Genomic DNA, 19,287 nt, shown 5'->3' with positions numbered 1-19,287 from the left:
CTGAGGATTGAGACCAACAACTACATGTTATTAAACCAAAAATGAATATGAAAATTTTTGTCATTGCTTAGAAATGATAACGTTTAAAGGCTTCTATAGCAGCATAATCTGCTAAGCCTAAATCATTGTATTTTTTTGCTGTTAGGCGATTTCTGTCTTCTGCACGAACCCAAAATTCTCTAGAATCGTCACCCTGAAACATAACACCATCTTTTTGTGATTGATGGTAAAATATGGCATGTCGTTTTTTAAGCACCTGGTCAGGACTCATGGGTACAGCCATTTCAATTTCGTAAGATTCCCATTCGTGCCAAGCACCACGATATAGCCAAACCCAACACGCGTCCATAAACGGTTTTGGTTTTAAAATATCGATAGCTTCAAATAGAGCATCTAAGCAGACTTTGTGCGTGCCATGCGGATCTGCTAAATCGCCAGCAGCATAGATTTGATGCGGTTCTACAGCTTCAATTAAAGAAGCCATGATATTAATGTCATCTGCCGTTAAATTTCCTTTTTTAATAGTTCCAGTTTCATAAAACGGAAGATTTAAAAAATGAACATTTGCATCGTTTACGCCTAAATAGCGTGTTGCCGCTAACGATTCGCTTTGTCTAATTAAGCCTTTTAATTGCCTTAATGCTTTAGAGTCTATATCCTTGTCTGTTTTTTCTTTTAGAAAGGCGATGATATCCTGAGCTTCGCTATTATCTGGGTTTAATTTGCAAATGATTTCGGCAAATTTTAAAGCTTCTTCATCTGAAACAGCAATGTTTCCTGAGGTTTGGTATGCAATGTGTACTTCGTGACCTTGTTCGACTAGCCTATCGAAAGTTCCACCCATAGAAATAACATCGTCATCTGGATGCGGACTAAAAATAATAACACGTTTTTTAGCTGGGTTTGCACGCTCTGGTCTATATGTGTCATCTGCATTAGGTTTTCCTCCAGGCCAACCTGTAATGGTATGTTGCAGTTTGTTAAACATTTTAATGTTTAAATCGTAAGCAGTGCCTTCTTCGGTTAACAGTCCAGACATCCCATTGTCGTTGTAATCCTTGTCTGTTAGTTTTAAAATTGGTTTGGTTAATAACTCGCTTAACCAGACTACGGCTTTTAATTTTAAGGTATCTGTCCAATGACAAGAGGTTACTAGCCAAGGTGTTTTTACGCGTGTTAATTCAGAAGAGGCTTCGCTATCAATAACAAAGGTGGTGTTATCGTGATCTTGTAAATAAGTTGCGGGTACGCTAGAGGTTTCTTCGCCTTCAATAGTTTTTTTAAGAATTTTGGCTTTGTTTAATCCCCAACCTAATAATACAATGCGTTTGGCGCTTTTTACGGTGCCAATACCCATAGTAATGGCTTTTCTTGGTACATTATCTATGCCTAAAAATGCAGGTGCGGCGTCTGCGCGTGTAACATGATCTAGAGTAATACTTCTAGTTCCAGAGTTTAAATGCGAACCAGGTTCGTTGAAACCAATATGTCCAGTACGTCCTATTCCTAAAAGTTGAAAATCTAATCCGCCGTACGATTTTATCTTCAATTCATAATCTATACAATACTGATATAAATCGTCTGCTTTTACCATTCCGTTTGGAATGTTTATGTGTTCTGGAAGAATATCTACATGATTAAAAAGGTGCTCATGCATGAAGTGAAAATAACTCTGAATATTGTCTTTTCCCATGGGGTAATATTCGTCTAAGTTAAATGTAACTACATTAGAAAAACTTAAGCCTTCTTCGTTGTGCATTCTAACTAATTCTTCATATACTTTTATAGGAGAAGAGCCTGTGGCTAAACCTAAAACACAAGGTTGATTTTGTGCTTCTTTTTCTTTGATTAATGCCGCTATTTCTTCTGCAACAATAATTGATGCTTCATTTGAAGAGTTGAAAATGACATTGTGTATTTTTTCAAACCGTGTATCTTCAAATTTTCCAGCCTCGGTGTAGGCTATACTTTTTAAATCAGTACTATCTACTTTCATTTTAATATTTTTTTTGTTAAAGCAAACGAGATGGCACTCCCGTTTGCTTTGTGAACTCATTCAACACTTATTAATGTAGTCTATGAATTAAAAATTAGATAAACCTGTATCCCACCAAAGTCTTGTGCCTCCAGTGTCTGGACCTTTTAACATACCCACGGCAGCATCTACATTTTCTCCGTTTGTATTCTTTTCGGTATCTACAAAATTGATTCTACGAATTTGAATATCTGTATCAATATCACCGCCACTGTTGTTTACAACCACAGGGAATACTCTTGGGTAACCGGTACGTCTAAACTCACTCCACGCTTCTTGTCCGTCAGGGAACATCGCAATCCATTTTTGAGTTATAATTTGTTCCAATTGCTCTTCATTAGATCCAGACTCATCGTATGCTATTTTAACATCACTTGGGTAAGTGTAGTTATTTGCTGCATTCTTAACATCTATATAATCTGCTGGAGAACTAGTGGTGTCTGCTAAGTAATCTTCTACGCCACTTGCACCAAATTGAGCAAATGAAGCACGTACGCCAGCTTCGTAATTTGTTTTTGCATCTCCAGCGCCAGCCCAACCTCTTAAGGCAGCTTCAGCTTTTAAGAAATATGTTTCTGCAGCTGTCATCCAAATTTTATCGGTTCCTGCTACAGCATCACCAACAGTAGAGTGGCTTCCATACTCTGTTTTAGCTTGAATTTCTATCCCTTGACGGATACCTTTGTAACTTCCTAAACTAGCGTCTGCAGGAGCATCAAAGTATTTTTCAATTCTATTATCGTTGAAACCAGTTAAAATAGATTCCATTTCTGCACTCATTAAAATATCGCCCCACACTTTACTAATAGTAAGTACTGGGTGAACAAATCCGCCCATGTCTACTAACATATTTTCAGTATCTAATAATCCAACTGGACTGCTTAAGGCTTTTTCGCCTTCTGTTTGTGCTAGGGTAGGATCTACTTTAGATACACGAATTGCTAAACGTAAACGTAAAGTGTTTGCAAAAGTCCTCCATTTTGCAATATCGCCGCCTAGTGAAGATTGATCGAAGGCTACAAATTGTGAATCGCCTTCAAAAGCTTCTAATCCTGTAATAGCTTCGTCTAAATCTGAAAAGAATGCTGTATACGCTGCTTCTTGAGAGTCGTATTCTCCAGTAGTATCGTAGTCGTTGTATTTGGAATAACGAATTGGTCCGAATATATCTGAGATACGGTGCATGGCCATTACTTTAATGATATTTGCTAAGTACACGAATTTAACACCGCTTTCATCTCCTGAAAGTTCAACTTGTTGTGTTATTTCCCTAGCGTATGGCATTACTCCGTTACCGTCGTTAGCATCGTAAGCATCACTCCAAATAAAACCATTCCATCCATTAACTAAGGCGTAGGTCTGATTGTTAATATTACCTGCAAACGGTGTTGGCGCAGTCATATAGCCCGAAAAGACATCGGCATTAAGATTCTGTTGTAATTGGTAGTTCCAAGCAGGTTCTGCACGAATTACATTTGAAAATAATGGTGAAAATCTTGAGCCAATATGGTTGTTTTGTTGTGTTAGGCTTTCTTGAGAAATTCCATAAGGATCGGTATTGATATCTTCGAAATCTCCAGTACAGTTTGTTAAACTCATAGCAACAACTGTAGCTAGTGTGTATTTATATATGTTTTTCATGTTTCTTAGAAATTTACGTTAATGTTTAACCCGATACTTCTTGTAGAAGGCTGGTTATAAATGTCTACTCCTTGTAATCCCATTCCTGTACTAGCAGCAATGTTCGGGTCGAATGGTGCGTCTTTATAGAAAAAGAAAAGATTATTTGCTATTAAAGAGAAGTTGATATTATCTACTAAACTGGTGTTTTCTAATTGTAATCTGTACCCTACAGACAGTTCTCTTAAGCTAACATTAGTAGCGTCGTAAACATATTCTCCTAACATACCATCTCTACCTCCAATAGCATTGTAATATTCTTGAGCACTAATTTGAGAAGCAGCTCCGCTTTCATCAACTACGTTAACCATACCGTCATTAGTATTTCTTGTATTTGCAGAGGCTTGAGATACACCGTATTTATCGTTTACGGCTTCTGTTACACTCATTACATCTCCACCAAATTTACCGTCGATAAGGAAGTTTACATTAAAATTTCCAATCTCGAAACTGTTGTTCCACCCTAAAGTAAAGTCTGGTTGTGCATGCGCTACAGTTTCAAAATCTGTAGACATTAAGGTTCCTGAAGAGTTAATAACTGGAGTGCCATTTTCGTCTCTAATTAAAGATCTTGCTTTAATACTACCAAAGTCTTCACCTTCTATTAAAGAATACTCGTAACCATTTACACCTCTAGCTGTAATAATAGCTTCGCCGTCTTGTAGTGAAGGGTGTACAGCAACTACTTTATTAGAGTTTTGTGCAAAGTTTACTGTAGTGTTCCATGTAAATTTGTCTGTTACAACAGGTTTTCCAGATACCACTAATTCGATACCATCACTAGAAATTTCTCCAGCATTTACAATGTTTTGAGAATATCCGTTAGGATTAGGTTCTGCTTGGATATAGAAAATTTGGTTAAATGTATTCGAGTTGTAGTAAGTGAAATCTAAGCTTAATCTGTTTCCTAAGAATCTCCATTCTGTACCAATTTCAAAACCTTTTTGTCTTTCTGGTTCTAACGTTTCACCTTCTAATGGGGCAAATGTTGCTGTTCCAATTCCGGTATTTGTATTGTTAATAGCGTTTAAAGGCACTGTAGCATATACAGGAATATCTTTACCAACTTCGGCATAAGATCCTCTAACTTTAGCGAAAGATATAAAATCAGGCATATCAATCATTTCGGTTAGAACTGTAGTTAAACCAACAGAAGGGTAAAAGAATGAATTAGAATCTGTATTCACTAAAGTAGACGACCAGTCTGAACGTCCTGTAACATCTAAAAATAACATGTCTTTATAGCCAAAGTTTGCCGATCCAAATACAGATTGCACTTCTCTGTTAGAAACAGATTGTCTGATGTTGTTTGTTGAAGCAAAATTCGCAATTGTAAATACGTTTGGGTAGATTAAACCATCGCCATCACGACCAGAATCTAAATACACCTGATCTCCGATTTTGTATTTTGTTAAGCTTGTTCCTAAAAGTCCAGAAAATGTAAAGTCTTCACTAAAATCTGTATTGTAATTAGCAATTAAGTCGATGTATTGTTGAGAATTCTCCGTTTTTTCTAAAATGTAACGTCCGTTATCTCCAGAGTTTACAGGATCTGTTCCAGCATATTGTCTTTTATCGAATGTATAAAAAGATTTGTCAAAACTTCCTCTAGACTGTAAAGAGAAGGCATCTGTAATTTGATATTTTACAGATACGTTTGCTAAAACACGTTGTGCAATATCTTTACTTGGATTACGATTAATTAACCAATATGGATTTTGCTGAATGTTTTCATCGAAAGATGTTGCATACTGGTCCATTTGGTTTAATTCAGTATTAAAATACTCGTACTTGTCTTTGTATAAATCTCTGCTAATTCCAACAGGATGTAAATACACACCAGTTAACGGATTAGAGTATAAACCATTTGTAGGTCTGTTCCAAATACGTTGGTCTGATAGGTTTATACTTGCTGATACATCAATTTTTTCGTCTAAAAACTTAGCCGTTTCTCTTAATGTAATATTGTTACGCGTTAAGCGGTTTTCTGGAATAACACCTTCACCAATAGTATTTGCATAAGAGAAATAGGTTTGAGCTTTTTGGTTTCCTGCTGTTAATGATAAGGCATTAATAGATGTAAATCCTGTTTGAAAAAAGTCTTTAGCATCATTAGATAAACCATCTGTTTGCGCTCCCCAAGATTGGGCATCGGCAACACGACCATTTTCTGCAATGGCTTGTCCTACAGACAAACTTTGATATTCCGATTGTAATTCCGGTAAAGATGTAACGTTGTCTACCGTAAAACTAGAGTTGAAGTTTACAGCTAAAGCACCGTCTTTACCTTTTTTAGTTGTGATTAAAATAACACCATTTGCACCCTGACTTCCATAAAGTGCAGAAGCAGATGCTCCTTTTAAAACAGTCATACTTTCAATATCGTCAGGATTAATTAAAGACATTGCATCACCACCATCACGGTTACCCGTTTGGCTACCAAAAATATCGGTTCCTGCTTCACTTCCGTTAGATCCGTTTCCGCTGTTAAGCATTGGAATACCGTCTATAACATATAATGGGTCGTTGTTTGTGGTAGAGGTATTTCCTCTTAACACTACTTTAGTTGCTCCACCTAAACCAGAAGAACTTCTAGTAATGGTTAAACCTGCCGACTTACCAGATAAACTATTAATAGGGTTGGTTTGTTTTACACGAGTTAGTTCGTCTCCACCAACTTCTTGTGCCGAGTAGGTTAATGCTTTTTTCTCTTTCTTAATTCCTAAAGCGGTAACTACAACTTCATTTAATTGTTCGCTGTCTTCGCTTAATTCTACATTGTAGGTGTTAGACGCTGCTATGGTTACTTCTTTAGTAGTCATCCCTAAGTACGAGAATCTTATAACGTCGCCAAGGTTTGCGGTAATTGTGTAGTTACCATCAAAATCTGTAAGTGTTCCATTGGTTGTACCTACTATAAGTACATTTGCTCCTGCAACAGGCATGCCGTCTCCAAGAGAGGTTACAGTTCCAGTAATCTCTTTTTCTTGAGCAGATACATGTTGTATCCCTAAGAATAGAAAAGAAAACAAGAAAGTCATTCTTAAAAATTGTTTCATAATTTGATTGTTTAGTCTCGGTTATTTGATTCAAGTTTATCCCTTTTTACATTTGTTTTAAAATAAAATATCTAAACGACATGATTTAACATATAAATAACATTAAGCTATGGATAAGCGTTTTTTGAAAAATAAAGAAAGGTTAATTTAATTGTGAATTAACTATTATATTATTAAAATTGCTTAATTATTGTTCGTGTTTTCGACGAAACGCTGTAGAATCTTAAAAATCATGCCTTTGTTTACACTAGAAGTAAAGCAATCCATTTCTGTTAAATACCACATCCTTTTTTGGCTGGGTTACTTTATGTTTAACGTTGTACGTTGGGGCAGTTATTTTAACGATTATTGGTACTCATTGAAATCCAACTTAATAGAGTTTCCAATACATATTATAGTGGTATATATTAATGTGTACTATTTAATTCCAAAGTTAATTTTACGTAAACGCTATTGGCATTATTTGTTTTCAATACTCTTTATGTTGGCCATGGTTTATCTGGTAAGAACCGGGTTAAATTATGTGCTTGTAACTAAAAGTATTTGGCCAGAAGCCGAAAATTCAGGTCGATTTTTAGAATTAAATCATATAGTTGCTGTGGTTTTAGGCGAGTTGTATGTGATAGGATTTGTTACTGCCATAAAATTATTGATAGACTGGAGTATAGAAAAACAACGTAATGAGGAGTTGGCTAAGCTGCAATTAAGTACAGAACTTAAATATTTACGTACTCAAATTCAGCCACATTTCTTTTTTAATACTTTAAACAATTTGTATGCGTTAACATTAACAAAGTCTGATAATGCACCGCAACTGGTAATTAAAATATCAGATATGATGCAATATGTGTTGTACGAAGTTAAAAGCTCTAAAGCCGATTTGTTTGAAGAAATAAATCACATTAATAATTTTATAGACATTGCACGTTTACGCTTTAATGAAAGTATTGATTTTGAAACTGATATCACAGGAGATATAGAAGATGTAGAAGTGCCGCCTTTATTGTTTTTAACATTTATAGAAAATTGTTTTAAACACGGTTTAAAAAATAGCGACACCGTTACCGTTAAAATGAGCTTTAATGTTGTAGGTAAAGAACATTTAGAGTTTAATTTAGTGAATAGTTTTAAATCTAATCCCGATATTACACACGAACAGGGTATAGGCATTGCCAATACCAAACGCAGATTAAATTTATTGTTTGGTAGCAATTACATTTTAGAAACTACTATTAAAGATGATACGTATAATCTGTTCTTAAAAATTCCTATTCGATGAAAATTAAATGCTTAATAATAGACGACGAATCTTTAGCGATTAAAGTTATAGAGGATCATTTAAAAAACTTCGATCATATAGAGATTGTTGCTACTTTTAATAATCCGTTAAAAGCGTATCCTATAATTGAGAGTGAAAAAATAGATGTTATCTTTTTAGATATTAATATGCCACAACTTAATGGGTTTGCGTTTATAGAAAACCTAAGTTATAAGCCATTAATTGTGTTTACTACGGCCTATCGCGAATATGCTGTTAAGAGTTTTGAACTTGATGTTTTAGATTATTTGGTAAAACCTATTCCGTTTAATCGCTTTTTAAAAACAATCAATAAAGTCTATCAGCAAGTCTATTTAAATAATGCGTCTTCAGAATCTAATATTCAGCAAGAGCCTCATATTTTTTTAAAGGTAAGTAAGAAATTAGTTAAGGTAAATTTAAACGATATTCTGTATATAGAGAGTCTTAAAGATTACATTAAAGTGATTACGCCTCTTGGAGATTATGTGGTTCATAAATCATTAGTTGCCATTTCAGAAGAACTACCAAAATCTAATTTTTTACGGGTACATCGCTCGTATACCATTTCCATAAATAAAATAAAATCTATTGAGGGTAATACTATAGAGATTGCCAACCGAAAAATACCAATAGGAAGAAATTACGTTAAAGTAGCCCGCGAACGTATTTTTAATAGTGACGATTCTCAGAACTAAATAATCATATATTAATTTAAAATCACTTACTAAATCATCATGTCTAAAACCTTAGAAAATCAAGAGTCACAGAAGAATAATTCTTTAGTGCCTATATTCATTATTGCTGGATTATTTTTTATTTTCGGATTTGTTACTTGGATTAATGGGGCGTTAATCCCGTTTATGAAAACTATAAATGAATTAACAGATGCGCAGTCTTATTTAGTCGCTTCTGCATCTTATATTTCATTTGTTGTTATGGCTTTGCCAGCGTCTTATATTATTGAAAAAGTAGGGTATAAAAAAGGAATGTCTTTCGGCTTGGCGCTTATGGGAATTGGTGCTTTAGTGTTTATTCCTGCAGCAGAAGCTCGTACATATACGCTGTTTTTAACAGGAATTTTTATTCAAGGTTTAGGAATGACTTTATTGCAAACAGCATCTAATCCATACATCACCATTTTAGGACCTATGGAAAGTGCAGCAAAACGTATTGCAATTATGGGTATTGCCAATAAGGTTGCAGGCGCCTTAGGGTCTTTAATTTTTGGAGCTATTTTATTATCGGGTATAGACGAAATTAAAGAACAGTTAACCTTAGTGTCTCTAGAAGAAAAAACAACCCTTTTAAACGAAATGGCAGATAGTGTAGTAATGCCTTATATTATTATGGCTGTTGTATTGTTTATTTTGGCCGTACTAATTACAAAAGCACCATTGCCACATGTTGAAGCCGAAGAGGTTGAAGAGGATGATACAGATGGTGTTATTGTTGTTAAAAAGACCAGTATATTTCAGTTCCCTCATTTATGGTTGGGTGTATTAGCCTTGTTCTTATATGTTGGGGTAGAAGTTATTGCTGGAGATACCATTATTTCTTACGGTTTATCCCTTGGTATGCCAGGAGAAGAAGCGAAGTCGTTTACTTTAATGACACTTTTTGCAATGGTTGGAACCTATCTTTTAGGGGTGTTTTTAATACCTAAATACGTGAGTCAGGTAACGGCTTTAAAAGTTAGTGCTATTCTAGGTATAGTATTCGCTATTTGTGTATTATCAACTACCGGCTTTACTTCTGTTTTATTTGTAGCAGCACTCGGTATTTCTAATGCCTTAGTTTGGCCAGCTATTTGGCCTTTGGCATTAAATGGAATGGGGAAATTTACTAAAACAGCTTCTGCATTACTTATTATGGCTATTTCTGGTGGAGCGATTATTCCGCCGTTATACGGTGCTTTGGTAGATTCTAAAAAGGAAGTATTAATCGCACAAGGCATGGAGCAAGCTACTGCAACAGCAACCGCAGCAACATCTGGATATTGGATTTTAATTCCATGTTATGCTTTTATATTATTTTTCGCTGTTTACGGACATAAAATTGGTTTGAAAAAAGCATAAAATTCTATTGACGATTTTACATTTTTTAAGTGCAAATAGTTCCATTTCTTATTAAATTTTAACACCCTTGCAAAGGCTGCAAGCGATAAAGGTATATGAAAAAAATGTACCTTTATCGCATGTATGCTTTAGTTGATTGTAATAATTTTTATGCCTCTTGCGAACGCGTTTTTAATCCGAATTTACGCGGAAAACCTATTGCTATTTTATCTAATAACGATGGGTGTGTTATTGCGCGTAGTGACGAAGCAAAAGCATTACAGTTGCCTATGGGCGCACCTGCATTTAAATACGAGTCCTTCTTTAAAGCAAATCAAGTTCAAGTGTTTTCTTCTAACTATCCTTTGTATGGAGATATGAGTTCGCGTGTTATGCGTATTTTAGAACAATTTACTCCAGATGTTGAGGTGTATAGTATAGATGAAGCGTTCTTAGAGTTTAAAGGCTTTGAAAACTTCGATTTTGTTAATTGCGGACACGATATGCGAATGCGTATTTTAAAATGGACAGGCATTCCAACTTGTGTAGGTATTGCGCCAACAAAAGCATTGTCTAAAGTGGCAAATAAAATTGCCCGTAAATTTCCCGATCATACTAAAGGTGTATTTTTAATAGATTCTGAAGCCTCTAGAATTAAAGCTTTAAAATGGTTTAAAATTGAAGATGTTTGGGGAATAGGCAGACGCTTAGCAAAACGTTTAAAATTTATTAATTGTCATACGGCATACGATTTTACTCAACTTTCTGATGCATTTATTAGAAAAGAATTTTCTATTGTTGAATGGCGACTGAAACAAGATCTGTTAGGAAAACCAACCTTGAGTTTAGACATGCCATCTCCTAAAAAAGCCATTGCTACAACGCGTAGTTTTGAGGGAACTATCTCTGATTTAGATAACATTATAGAACGAGTATCTACCTTTGCTACAAGTTGTGCCGAAAAATTACGGAAACAAAAAAGCAGTTGCCATATGATTGTTGTACATTTAAGTAGCGATAAGCATAAAAAGGATGAAGCACGCGAATATGGCAGTAAAATGATTACCTTACCATATCCTACAGATTCGTCTCTAATTATCAGTACGCATGCTATTGCTGCAGCAAAACAGATGTTTAAATCTGGTGTAAAATATAAACGTGCTGGTATTGTAGTAACAGGTTTAGTTCCTAATGATGCGTTTCAATTAAACTTATTTGCATCAGAACACCCCAAACATAAACCTTTAATGCAGGTTATAGATGCTTTAAATAATAAGTATAAAGGACATACTATAAAATTAGGTAATCAGGATTTACAGCGTACTTGGAAAATGAAACAAGAGCGTTTATCTCCAAAATATACAACCAATATTAACGATATTATTATTGTAAAATGATGTTACATAAAACTCAAAATTTAACCTTTTTTACTCCAGAGATTATGCCAGATTCTGGTGCTGTTTTTGTGGATTCAGGAATTTCTGCAGGATTTCCATCTCCAGCAGACGATTTTAAAGAAGAACGTTTGTCTTTAGATGCGGAGTTGGTACGAAATAAAGAAGCTACGTTTTTTGCTCGTGTAAGCGGACAATCTATGATTGGTGCAGGTTTAGATGATAATGATTTGTTGGTTATAGACAGAAGTTTATCTGCAACACATAATAAGATTGCAGTCTGTTTTTTAGATGGAGAGTTTACAGTAAAACGATTAAAAGTAGATGGTGGGGAAATTTGGTTGCTACCAGAAAACCCTAATTACGAGCCTATATTAGTTACAGAAGCCAACGATTTTGTAATTTGGGGTATCGTTACTAATGTGATTAAAAGAGTGTAATATGAAGGATTATTTATCCTTGATTTTTACAATTCTTGTAATGGGTGTTTTAATATATAAAATAAGAACAATAATGATTCTGATGATCACGACTTTGATTAAAGAATAAACCTAATCTTGATATAACTAAAAAGGCCTCAAAATTTAAATTTTGAGGCCTTTTTTATATGAGTAATAAAATTGTTAATCGGCTAAGATTATAATTTTATTGTCTTTAGATTCTAAAGTACCAGACTTAATCTTAACAGTTAGTAACTTATTGTCAGACATGTGTGGTTCTATTTCAGGATGTAATTCATCATAATCTAAATGAGACTGTGTATGTACTTTAATTTTTACAGTTCCAGCTGTTAAAAGTGATACTATAGCCGCGTGATGATTAAGCATTTCAAACTCACCATCGACACCTGGTACAGTAACGGCATCTACTTCCGAACTAAATAAAGTGGCTTCTGGCGATACAATTTCTAAATACATATTATATATAGTTGTTTGTTATTTGTCTGTGGCCGATGGTTCAATTAAAAACCAACAACTAAAAACAATTAACTAATTATGCTTCTGCTAACATTTTATCTCCTGTTTCAATAGCTTCTTCAATAGAACCTTTAAGGTTAAATGCTGCTTCTGGTAAGTGATCTAATTCACCAGACATAATCATATTAAATCCTTTAATTGTTTCTTTAATATCTACTAAAACTCCTGGAATACCAGTAAATTGTTCTGCCACGTGGAATGGTTGAGATAAGAAACGTTGTACACGTCTTGCTCTACCTACAGCTAATTTATCTTCTTCAGATAATTCTTCCATACCAAGAATAGCAATAATATCTTGTAATTCTTTATAGCGTTGTAATAACTCTTTTACGTTTTGTGCACATTCGTAATGTTCTTTCCCTAAAATATCTGCTGTTAAAATTCTAGATGTAGAATCTAACGGATCCACCGCTGGATAAATTCCAAGCTCAGCAATTTTACGAGATAATACGGTTGTTGCATCTAAGTGAGCAAAGGTTGTAGCAGGAGCAGGGTCAGTTAAATCATCTGCAGGTACGTAAACCGCTTGTACAGATGTAATAGATCCTGTTTTTGTTGATGTAATACGTTCTTGCATCGCACCCATTTCTGTAGCTAATGTTGGTTGGTAACCTACGGCAGAAGGCATACGACCTAATAATGCAGATACCTCTGAACCCGCTTGAGTAAAACGGAAAATGTTATCTACGAAGAAAAGAACGTCTTTCCCTTGACCATCACCAGCTCCATCACGGAAATATTCTGCGATAGATAAACCAGATAATGCTACACGCGCACGTGCTCCAGGTGGTTCGTTCATTTGTCCGAATACGAAAGTTGCTTTAGATTCTTTCATGATGTTTTTATCTACTTTAGATAAATCCCATCCTCCATCTTCCATAGAGTGCATAAAGTCGTCTCCGTATTTAATAATACCAGACTCTAACATCTCTCTTAAAAGGTCATTTCCTTCACGAGTTCTCTCTCCAACTCCAGCAAATACTGAAAGTCCACCGTGACCTTTTGCAATATTGTTAATCAACTCCTGAATTAATACCGTTTTACCAACACCAGCACCACCGAATAAACCAATTTTACCTCCTTTTGCGTAAGGCTCAATTAAGTCGATTACTTTAATACCTGTGAATAAAACTTCTGTAGACGTTGATAAATCTTCGAATTTTGGTGCTTGTCTGTGGATTGGTAATCCTGAGTCACCTGCTTTTGGCAAGTTTCCTAAACCATCAATAGCATCTCCAATTACATTGAAAAGTCTACCATATACATCACCTCCAATTGGCATTTGTATTGGAGATCCAGTGGCTACTACTTCAGTACCTCTACTTAATCCATCTGAAGAGTCCATCGCGATGGTACGAACAGTATCCTCACCAATGTGAGATTGTACTTCTAGTACTAGAAGTGTACCATCAGGTCTTGTAATTTCTAATGAATCGTAAATTTTTGGAAGAGCTCCTTCTGAGTCGAATACAACATCGATAACTGGACCAACGATTTGTGCAACTTTACCTGTAACTTTTGACATTACTTAAATGTTTATAGATTTTTGCTTAATTTTCTTGAAAAATAACTATTTTTTCGCGCTGCAAATATAATGGTTTATATTTAAAAAGAAATATGTTTTTCTCTTTTTTACGTAAAACTAACCCCTTTAAATTGAAGATATTTCGTTTTTTTAGTGTGTAAATTGTATTCAGAGTAAGAAGAACACTTTCTTAGCTGAGATTTTTGATTTTAAATATATATCTAATTTATTTTTGAACGTGCTCTCTAACTAGAAAGCAGGACGTTAGCCGATTTAGTATTCTATTTTATAAAATTCTGGCTTTATAAAGCCAGAATTTTAAATTTTTTGATAACGTTAAAACAATAAAAAAGGCATTTAAAACTTAAGTTTTAAATGCCTTTTTTATACCGAGTATAAATACTCTTTATTCCACTGTAACAGATTTTGCTAAGTTACGTGGCTGATCTACATTTTTACCTAGTTTTACAGCAATATGATATGATAATAACTGTAACGGGATAGTCGTTAAAAGCGGTGTTAAGAATTCTGATGATTCTGGAACTTCGATAACATGGTCTGCAAGACCTTTTACACTTTCGTCTCCTTCTGTAACAATTCCTATAATTTTACCTTTTCTAGATTTTATTTCCTGAATGTTACTTACTACCTTCTCGTAATGCCCTTTTTTAGTAGCGATAACAATAACTGGCATTTGCTCATCAATTAAAGCAATTGGACCATGTTTCATTTCTGCAGCAGGATATCCTTCAGCATGTATGTAAGAGATTTCTTTTAATTTTAAAGCACCTTCTAAAGCAACAGGGAAATTAAAACCACGTCCTAGGTATAAACAGTTTTTAGCATCTTTATAGATTTCTGCTATGGTTTTCACGTAAGCGTCAGATTCTAAAGCTTTTTTAACTTTTTCTGGGATTAATTCTAATTCTATTAAATGATGACGGAAGTCTGAACTTGAAATGGTGCCTTTAGCACGTGCTAATCTTAACGCCATTAAGGTTAACACTGTAATTTGAGTTGTAAATGCTTTTGTTGATGCAACTCCAATTTCTGGTCCGGCGTGGGTGTAAGCTCCTGCATCAGATTCTCTAGCGATTGATGATCCTACGACGTTACAAACACCAAAAACAAATGCGCCTTTAGATTTTGCTAACTTAATAGCAGCCAAAGTATCTGCAGTTTCTCCAGATTGAGAAATGGCAATAACAATATCTTTTTCAGTAATTATTGGATTTCTATATCTAAATTCTGAAGCGTATTCTACTTCAACAGGAATACGAGCTAAGTCTTCAAAAATATATTCTGAAACCAATCCAGCATGCCAAGATGTTCCGCAAGCCACAACAATAATACGGTCTGCGTTTAAGAATTTTTTCATATTATCCTCAATACCTGCCATTTTTATAATGGCTTCGTTTGCTAATAAACGTCCTCTAAAAGTATCTTGAATAGCGCTTGGTTGCTCGTAAATTTCTTTCAGCATAAAATGTTCGTAGCCTCCTTTTTCTATTTGTTCAAGGTTTAATTGAAGTTCCTGAACATAAGGGTCGACCATAGAATCGTCTTTTATTTTTCTAACTTTTATTTGTTTTCCTAAACGAATAATAGCCATTTCTTCATCTTCTAAATAAATCGCGTTTTTAGTGTATTCTAAGAACGGAGACGCATCACTAGCAATAAAGAATTCGTTCTTACCTACCCCAATAGCTAACGGGCTTCCTAGTCTGGCCGCAATAACTTCGTCTGGTTTCTTTTTATCGAATACAGCAATAGCGTAAGCACCTACCACTTGGTTTAAAGCAATTTGTACCGCTTTTCCTAGTTTTAGGTTTTCTTCTTTTTTCATAACATCTTCAATCAGATTAATTAACACTTCCGTGTCTGTGTCTGATTTAAATGTATAACCTCTTGTTATCAGTTCTTTTTTTAAAGATTCGTAATTTTCTATAATTCCGTTGTGAATAATTACTAAATCACCAGAATTAGAGTAATGAGGATGCGAGTTAACATCGTTAGGCACACCATGTGTTGCCCAACGTGTGTGCCCAATGGCAACACTACCTTTGGTTAAAATTTCTTTTTCAACACGCGCTTCTAGGTCAGAAACCTTACCTTTTGTTTTGCAAACTTTTAAATCGTCTCCGTCGTAGATGGCAATTCCTGCGCTGTCATATCCACGATATTCTAAGCGTTTAAGTCCGTTAATTACAATTGGGTAAGCTTCTCTGTAGCCTATATATCCTACAATGCCGCACATATATTTTAGTTTTTTTGTTTATAAATAATAAATATCTAATGCATTAGATAAATAATTTAAAACAGTTCTCGAACGAGATATTCTGCAGTAAATTATTTTCCTGTGTTGATAAAACTAAGTCATTTTTTGAATTAGTAGAATCTTTTATTAGAAAATTTTTTAAATGTACTGTTTGTCTTCTTTTATAATTATTTCGTCTATTAATTAGCACGCTTAGAGGTGCTATATTAAAATAATTAGGGTTGATAACACTTAAAACCTAGTTGCTTGTGTTAAAAAAAGTGTTTTTTGCAATAGTTTAAAATAAGAATCTGATATTGTGACAGCTGCAATTGTATTTGCAGAAGTATACAGTGATTTTAAAGTGTTAGATTCTGTTTTACAAGTTTCACCTAAGGGAGGAGAATTGGTCCTTGGAACCATTTGCAAAACGATACTTACTGTTGTTTTTAGGTTGCAATCAAAATAATTTGTATTGACAGCAATAAAAAGAGTTAAAAAGAACAGTAGAATGTAAAGTATTGTAATGGCTCTTAACCTTTATTTCATATGTTTTCAGCAATAAAAACGTATTATTTTAAAACTTCTGTCATGTAAAAGTTTGAATACGCTTCGCCAAATTCTTCTTTGTTTTTGTATTCTAATACTGGTTTTTTAGAGTTATCTATATGTGTTACTATTTCCTGAGGAATATCTTCAGAACCAATAATTACAGCATCAGAATAATCTATAGCCACTTTCATTAAGTTATTGTAAGTCGGGTCGCTTAACGTATTTACAACATCGTCGTTAATATTGTCAAATTTTACTTTGGCACCCATATCTTTATTTAATGTACCCTCGTAACCTTGATTATATATAGAAGTTACTACTTTACTATCGTTAAATAAGGGTTCTTCAGCAAAATATTCTTTTAAATACAAAGGAAGTAAAGATGCTAACCAACCATGAACATGTATAATATCTGGAGACCAGTTTAGTTTTTTTACCGTTTCTATAACCCCTTTTGCAAAGAAAATAGCACGCTCGTCGTTGTCTGAAAATAAGGCGCCATTCTCGTCTGTTAGGGTTGCTTTTCTTTTAAAATATTCGTCGTTATCAATAAAATAGACTTGAATACGTTCTTTAGGGATCGATGCTACTTTAATAATTAGTGGCATGTCTAAGTCGTTAATTACTAGGTTTATACCAGATAATCTAATAACTTCGTGTAGTTGATGTCTTCTCTCGTTAATGTTTCCATATCTAGGCATAAAAATCCTAATTTGACCACCTTGTTGATTTACCATTCTAGGCGTTTCAAACGACATAGATGAGATTTCTGTTTCAGGTAAATAAGGAACTACTTCAGATGATACATATAATATCCTCTTATCTTTCATAAATTACTGGGCTTTTGAGAATTCAAAATAAATAACAAGCAAAATTACAAAAATTTATGCAGATTGCTAGTAAAATAATAACTTTGCCTCCGTTAATTTTTTATGAGGAGTGAAGATAATTACAGAACAATCGGAATTAAAAAAGGAAATAGAACGTTTAAAATCTCAAGGTAGGACTTTGGGATTGGTTCCAACTATGGGGGCTTTACATGCTGGACATCTGTCTCTTGTAAAGCGTGCTTTAGATGAAAATGATGCTCTTGTTGTTAGCATTTTTGTAAATCCTACACAGTTTAATAATCCGGACGATTTGGTGAAATATCCAAGAACATTAGAAACCGATGTAGCTTTATTGCAAACCGTTTCTAATGATATTTTAGTGTACGCTCCCGAAGTTGCAGACATTTATGGTGAAGATGTTACCGCTGTCGCATACGATTTTGATGGCTTAGAGCATAAAATGGAAGGGCAATTTAGACCAGGACATTTTGACGGCGTAGGAACAATTGTGAAAAGATTGTTTGAAATAATTACACCTAATCATGCCTATTTTGGCGAAAAAGATTTTCAGCAATTAGCCATTATCAAAAAAATGGTAGACAAGCATAATGTGCCTGTAAATATAGTGCCTTGCGAGATTTTACGCGAAGAAAATGGCTTAGCCATGAGCTCTAGAAATGTGCGTTTAAAACCTGAATATGCAGACGCTGCACCTTTTATATACCAAACATTGAAAACCGCCAAAGAGAAGTTTGGCACAGAACGTGCTAATATAGTAATAGAATGGGTTGAGAGTCAGTTTAAAAGCCATCCTTTATTAGAGTTAGAATATTTTGTAATTGCAGATATTGAAACTCTAGAAACCATAGCACATAAAAAAGAAAACACCTTATATCGTGCTTTTGTAGCTGTTTATGCAGACGATATAAGATTAATAGACAATATAGCACTAAATTAATTAACTTTGCCACATGCAAATTCACGTAGTAAAATCGAAAATTCACAGAGTTAAATGTACAGGAGCAGATTTAAATTACATTGGTAGTATAACTATTGATGAAGATTTAATGGATGCTGCTAACATTATTCAAGGTGAAAAAGTTCAGATAGTAAATAATAACAATGGTGAACGATTAGAAACTTACGCTATTCCAGGACCACGTAATAGTGGGGAAATTACATTAAATGGTGCAGCTGCTAGACGTGTGGCGCCAGGCGATGTGTTAATATTAATTACATATGGTATTATGGACTTGGAAGATGCTAAAACATTTAAGCCTTCTTTGGTATTTCCAGACGAGGCTACTAATAAGTTGATCTAAATTATTGAATCCAAAACTATCTAAAATACTAAAAGTCACACTCCCAATTTTATTGGGAGTTTTTTTAATAGCCTATTCTTTGTCTAAGGTATCCATAGACGAACTTCTCGTGTATTTTAAAAACGCCAATTATTGGTGGATTTTACTTGGAGCCATACTAGGTTTGCTAAGTCATTTATCGCGGGCATATCGCTGGTTATTTATGTTAGAACCTATGGGATATCATGTAAAATTGCCTAATAGTATCATGGCGGTTTTTGCTGCATATTTAATAAATTATACTATCCCAAGAGCAGGAGAAG

16 protein-coding genes are annotated in these 19,287 nt (G+C 34.4%); 9 read left to right on the top strand and 7 right to left on the bottom strand.

Annotated features, from left to right (window positions below; translation table 11 throughout):
* Positions 1–67 precede the first annotated feature (67 nt).
* From nagB to AST99_RS00065, 3 genes are all read right to left on the bottom strand, one after another.
* Positions 68–1,996, bottom strand: coding sequence for a glucosamine-6-phosphate deaminase (nagB, locus tag AST99_RS00075; RefSeq protein ID WP_057777852.1), 1,929 nt, complete (start codon positions 1,994–1,996; stop codon positions 68–70).
* An 87-nt stretch (positions 1,997–2,083) separates the two neighbouring features.
* Complete coding sequence (locus AST99_RS00070) at positions 2,084–3,676, bottom strand: RagB/SusD family nutrient uptake outer membrane protein (protein WP_057777851.1); 1,593 nt, start codon at positions 3,674–3,676, stop codon at positions 2,084–2,086.
* 5 nt (positions 3,677–3,681) lie between these two features.
* A complete protein-coding gene (locus AST99_RS00065) occupies positions 3,682–6,774 on the bottom strand; it encodes a SusC/RagA family TonB-linked outer membrane protein (RefSeq protein WP_069727770.1) in 3,093 nt (1,030 codons plus the stop codon).
* Between the two features lie 232 nt (positions 6,775–7,006).
* Here AST99_RS00065 and AST99_RS00060 point away from each other — a divergent pair, with 232 nt between their 5' ends.
* The 5 genes from AST99_RS00060 (at position 7,007) to AST99_RS00040 (ending at position 11,962) form a co-directional block, all read left to right on the top strand.
* Positions 7,007–8,053: a sensor histidine kinase gene (locus AST99_RS00060; RefSeq protein ID WP_057777847.1), complete on the top strand. Its 1,047-nt coding sequence runs from the start codon at positions 7,007–7,009 to the stop codon at positions 8,051–8,053.
* The gene (locus AST99_RS00055) at positions 8,050–8,769 is read left to right on the top strand and encodes a LytR/AlgR family response regulator transcription factor (RefSeq protein WP_057777845.1); all 720 of its coding nucleotides are present in this window, start codon (positions 8,050–8,052) and stop codon (positions 8,767–8,769) included. The genes AST99_RS00060 and AST99_RS00055 overlap by 4 nt, the downstream gene beginning before the upstream one ends.
* Positions 8,770–8,808: 39 nt before the next feature.
* On the top strand, positions 8,809–10,149 hold the full coding sequence (locus AST99_RS00050; protein WP_057777843.1) for a sugar MFS transporter: 1,341 nt from the start codon (positions 8,809–8,811) through the stop codon (positions 10,147–10,149).
* 119 nt (positions 10,150–10,268) lie between these two features.
* Positions 10,269–11,525 (top strand): Y-family DNA polymerase, encoded by a 1,257-nt coding sequence (locus AST99_RS00045; protein WP_057777902.1) that lies wholly within the window; start codon positions 10,269–10,271, stop codon positions 11,523–11,525.
* Positions 11,522–11,962, top strand: a complete 441-nt coding sequence (locus AST99_RS00040) for a LexA family protein (protein ID WP_057777841.1) — start codon at positions 11,522–11,524, stop codon at positions 11,960–11,962. Before AST99_RS00045 ends, AST99_RS00040 begins: the two co-directional genes overlap by 4 nt.
* A gap of 183 nt (positions 11,963–12,145) precedes the next feature.
* Here the strand turns inward: AST99_RS00040 and AST99_RS00035 are convergent, their stop codons facing one another.
* From AST99_RS00035 to glmS, 3 genes are all read right to left on the bottom strand, one after another.
* On the bottom strand, positions 12,146–12,439 hold the full coding sequence (locus tag AST99_RS00035; protein WP_057777839.1) for a F0F1 ATP synthase subunit delta/epsilon: 294 nt from the start codon (positions 12,437–12,439) through the stop codon (positions 12,146–12,148).
* 76 nt (positions 12,440–12,515) lie between these two features.
* Complete coding sequence (gene atpD / locus AST99_RS00030) at positions 12,516–14,024, bottom strand: F0F1 ATP synthase subunit beta (protein ID WP_057777837.1); 1,509 nt, start codon at positions 14,022–14,024, stop codon at positions 12,516–12,518.
* Between the two features lie 406 nt (positions 14,025–14,430).
* Positions 14,431–16,281, bottom strand: coding sequence for a glutamine--fructose-6-phosphate transaminase (isomerizing) (gene glmS / locus AST99_RS00025; RefSeq protein ID WP_057777835.1), 1,851 nt, complete (start codon positions 16,279–16,281; stop codon positions 14,431–14,433).
* 319 nt (positions 16,282–16,600) lie between these two features.
* Between glmS and AST99_RS18520 the strand changes: the two genes are divergently transcribed.
* Positions 16,601–16,750 (top strand): hypothetical protein, encoded by a 150-nt coding sequence (locus AST99_RS18520; protein ID WP_157486266.1) that lies wholly within the window; start codon positions 16,601–16,603, stop codon positions 16,748–16,750.
* A 103-nt stretch (positions 16,751–16,853) separates the two neighbouring features.
* On the opposite strand, the gene AST99_RS00020 is transcribed toward AST99_RS18520, so the two are convergent.
* Positions 16,854–17,663 (bottom strand): glycogen/starch synthase, encoded by an 810-nt coding sequence (locus AST99_RS00020; RefSeq protein ID WP_057777834.1) that lies wholly within the window; start codon positions 17,661–17,663, stop codon positions 16,854–16,856.
* Between the two features lie 109 nt (positions 17,664–17,772).
* Here AST99_RS00020 and panC point away from each other — a divergent pair, with 109 nt between their 5' ends.
* The 3 genes from panC to AST99_RS18390 form a co-directional block, all read left to right on the top strand.
* Positions 17,773–18,621 carry a pantoate--beta-alanine ligase gene (panC, locus tag AST99_RS00015; protein ID WP_057777832.1) on the top strand — a complete coding sequence of 283 codons (849 nt, stop codon included), beginning with the start codon at positions 17,773–17,775 and terminating at the stop codon, positions 18,619–18,621.
* Between the two features lie 13 nt (positions 18,622–18,634).
* Positions 18,635–18,985, top strand: coding sequence for an aspartate 1-decarboxylase (gene panD / locus AST99_RS00010; protein ID WP_057777829.1), 351 nt, complete (start codon positions 18,635–18,637; stop codon positions 18,983–18,985).
* Between the two features lie 79 nt (positions 18,986–19,064).
* Positions 19,065–19,287: lysylphosphatidylglycerol synthase domain-containing protein (locus tag AST99_RS18390; RefSeq protein WP_338044061.1), on the top strand; the 223-nt coding region annotated here is incomplete at its 3' end.

The organism is Formosa algae (genome assembly GCF_001439665.1).
In the GTDB taxonomy this organism is placed as follows: domain Bacteria; phylum Bacteroidota; class Bacteroidia; order Flavobacteriales; family Flavobacteriaceae; genus Formosa; species Formosa algae.
This window is presented reverse-complemented; position numbering and strand designations above follow the sequence as displayed.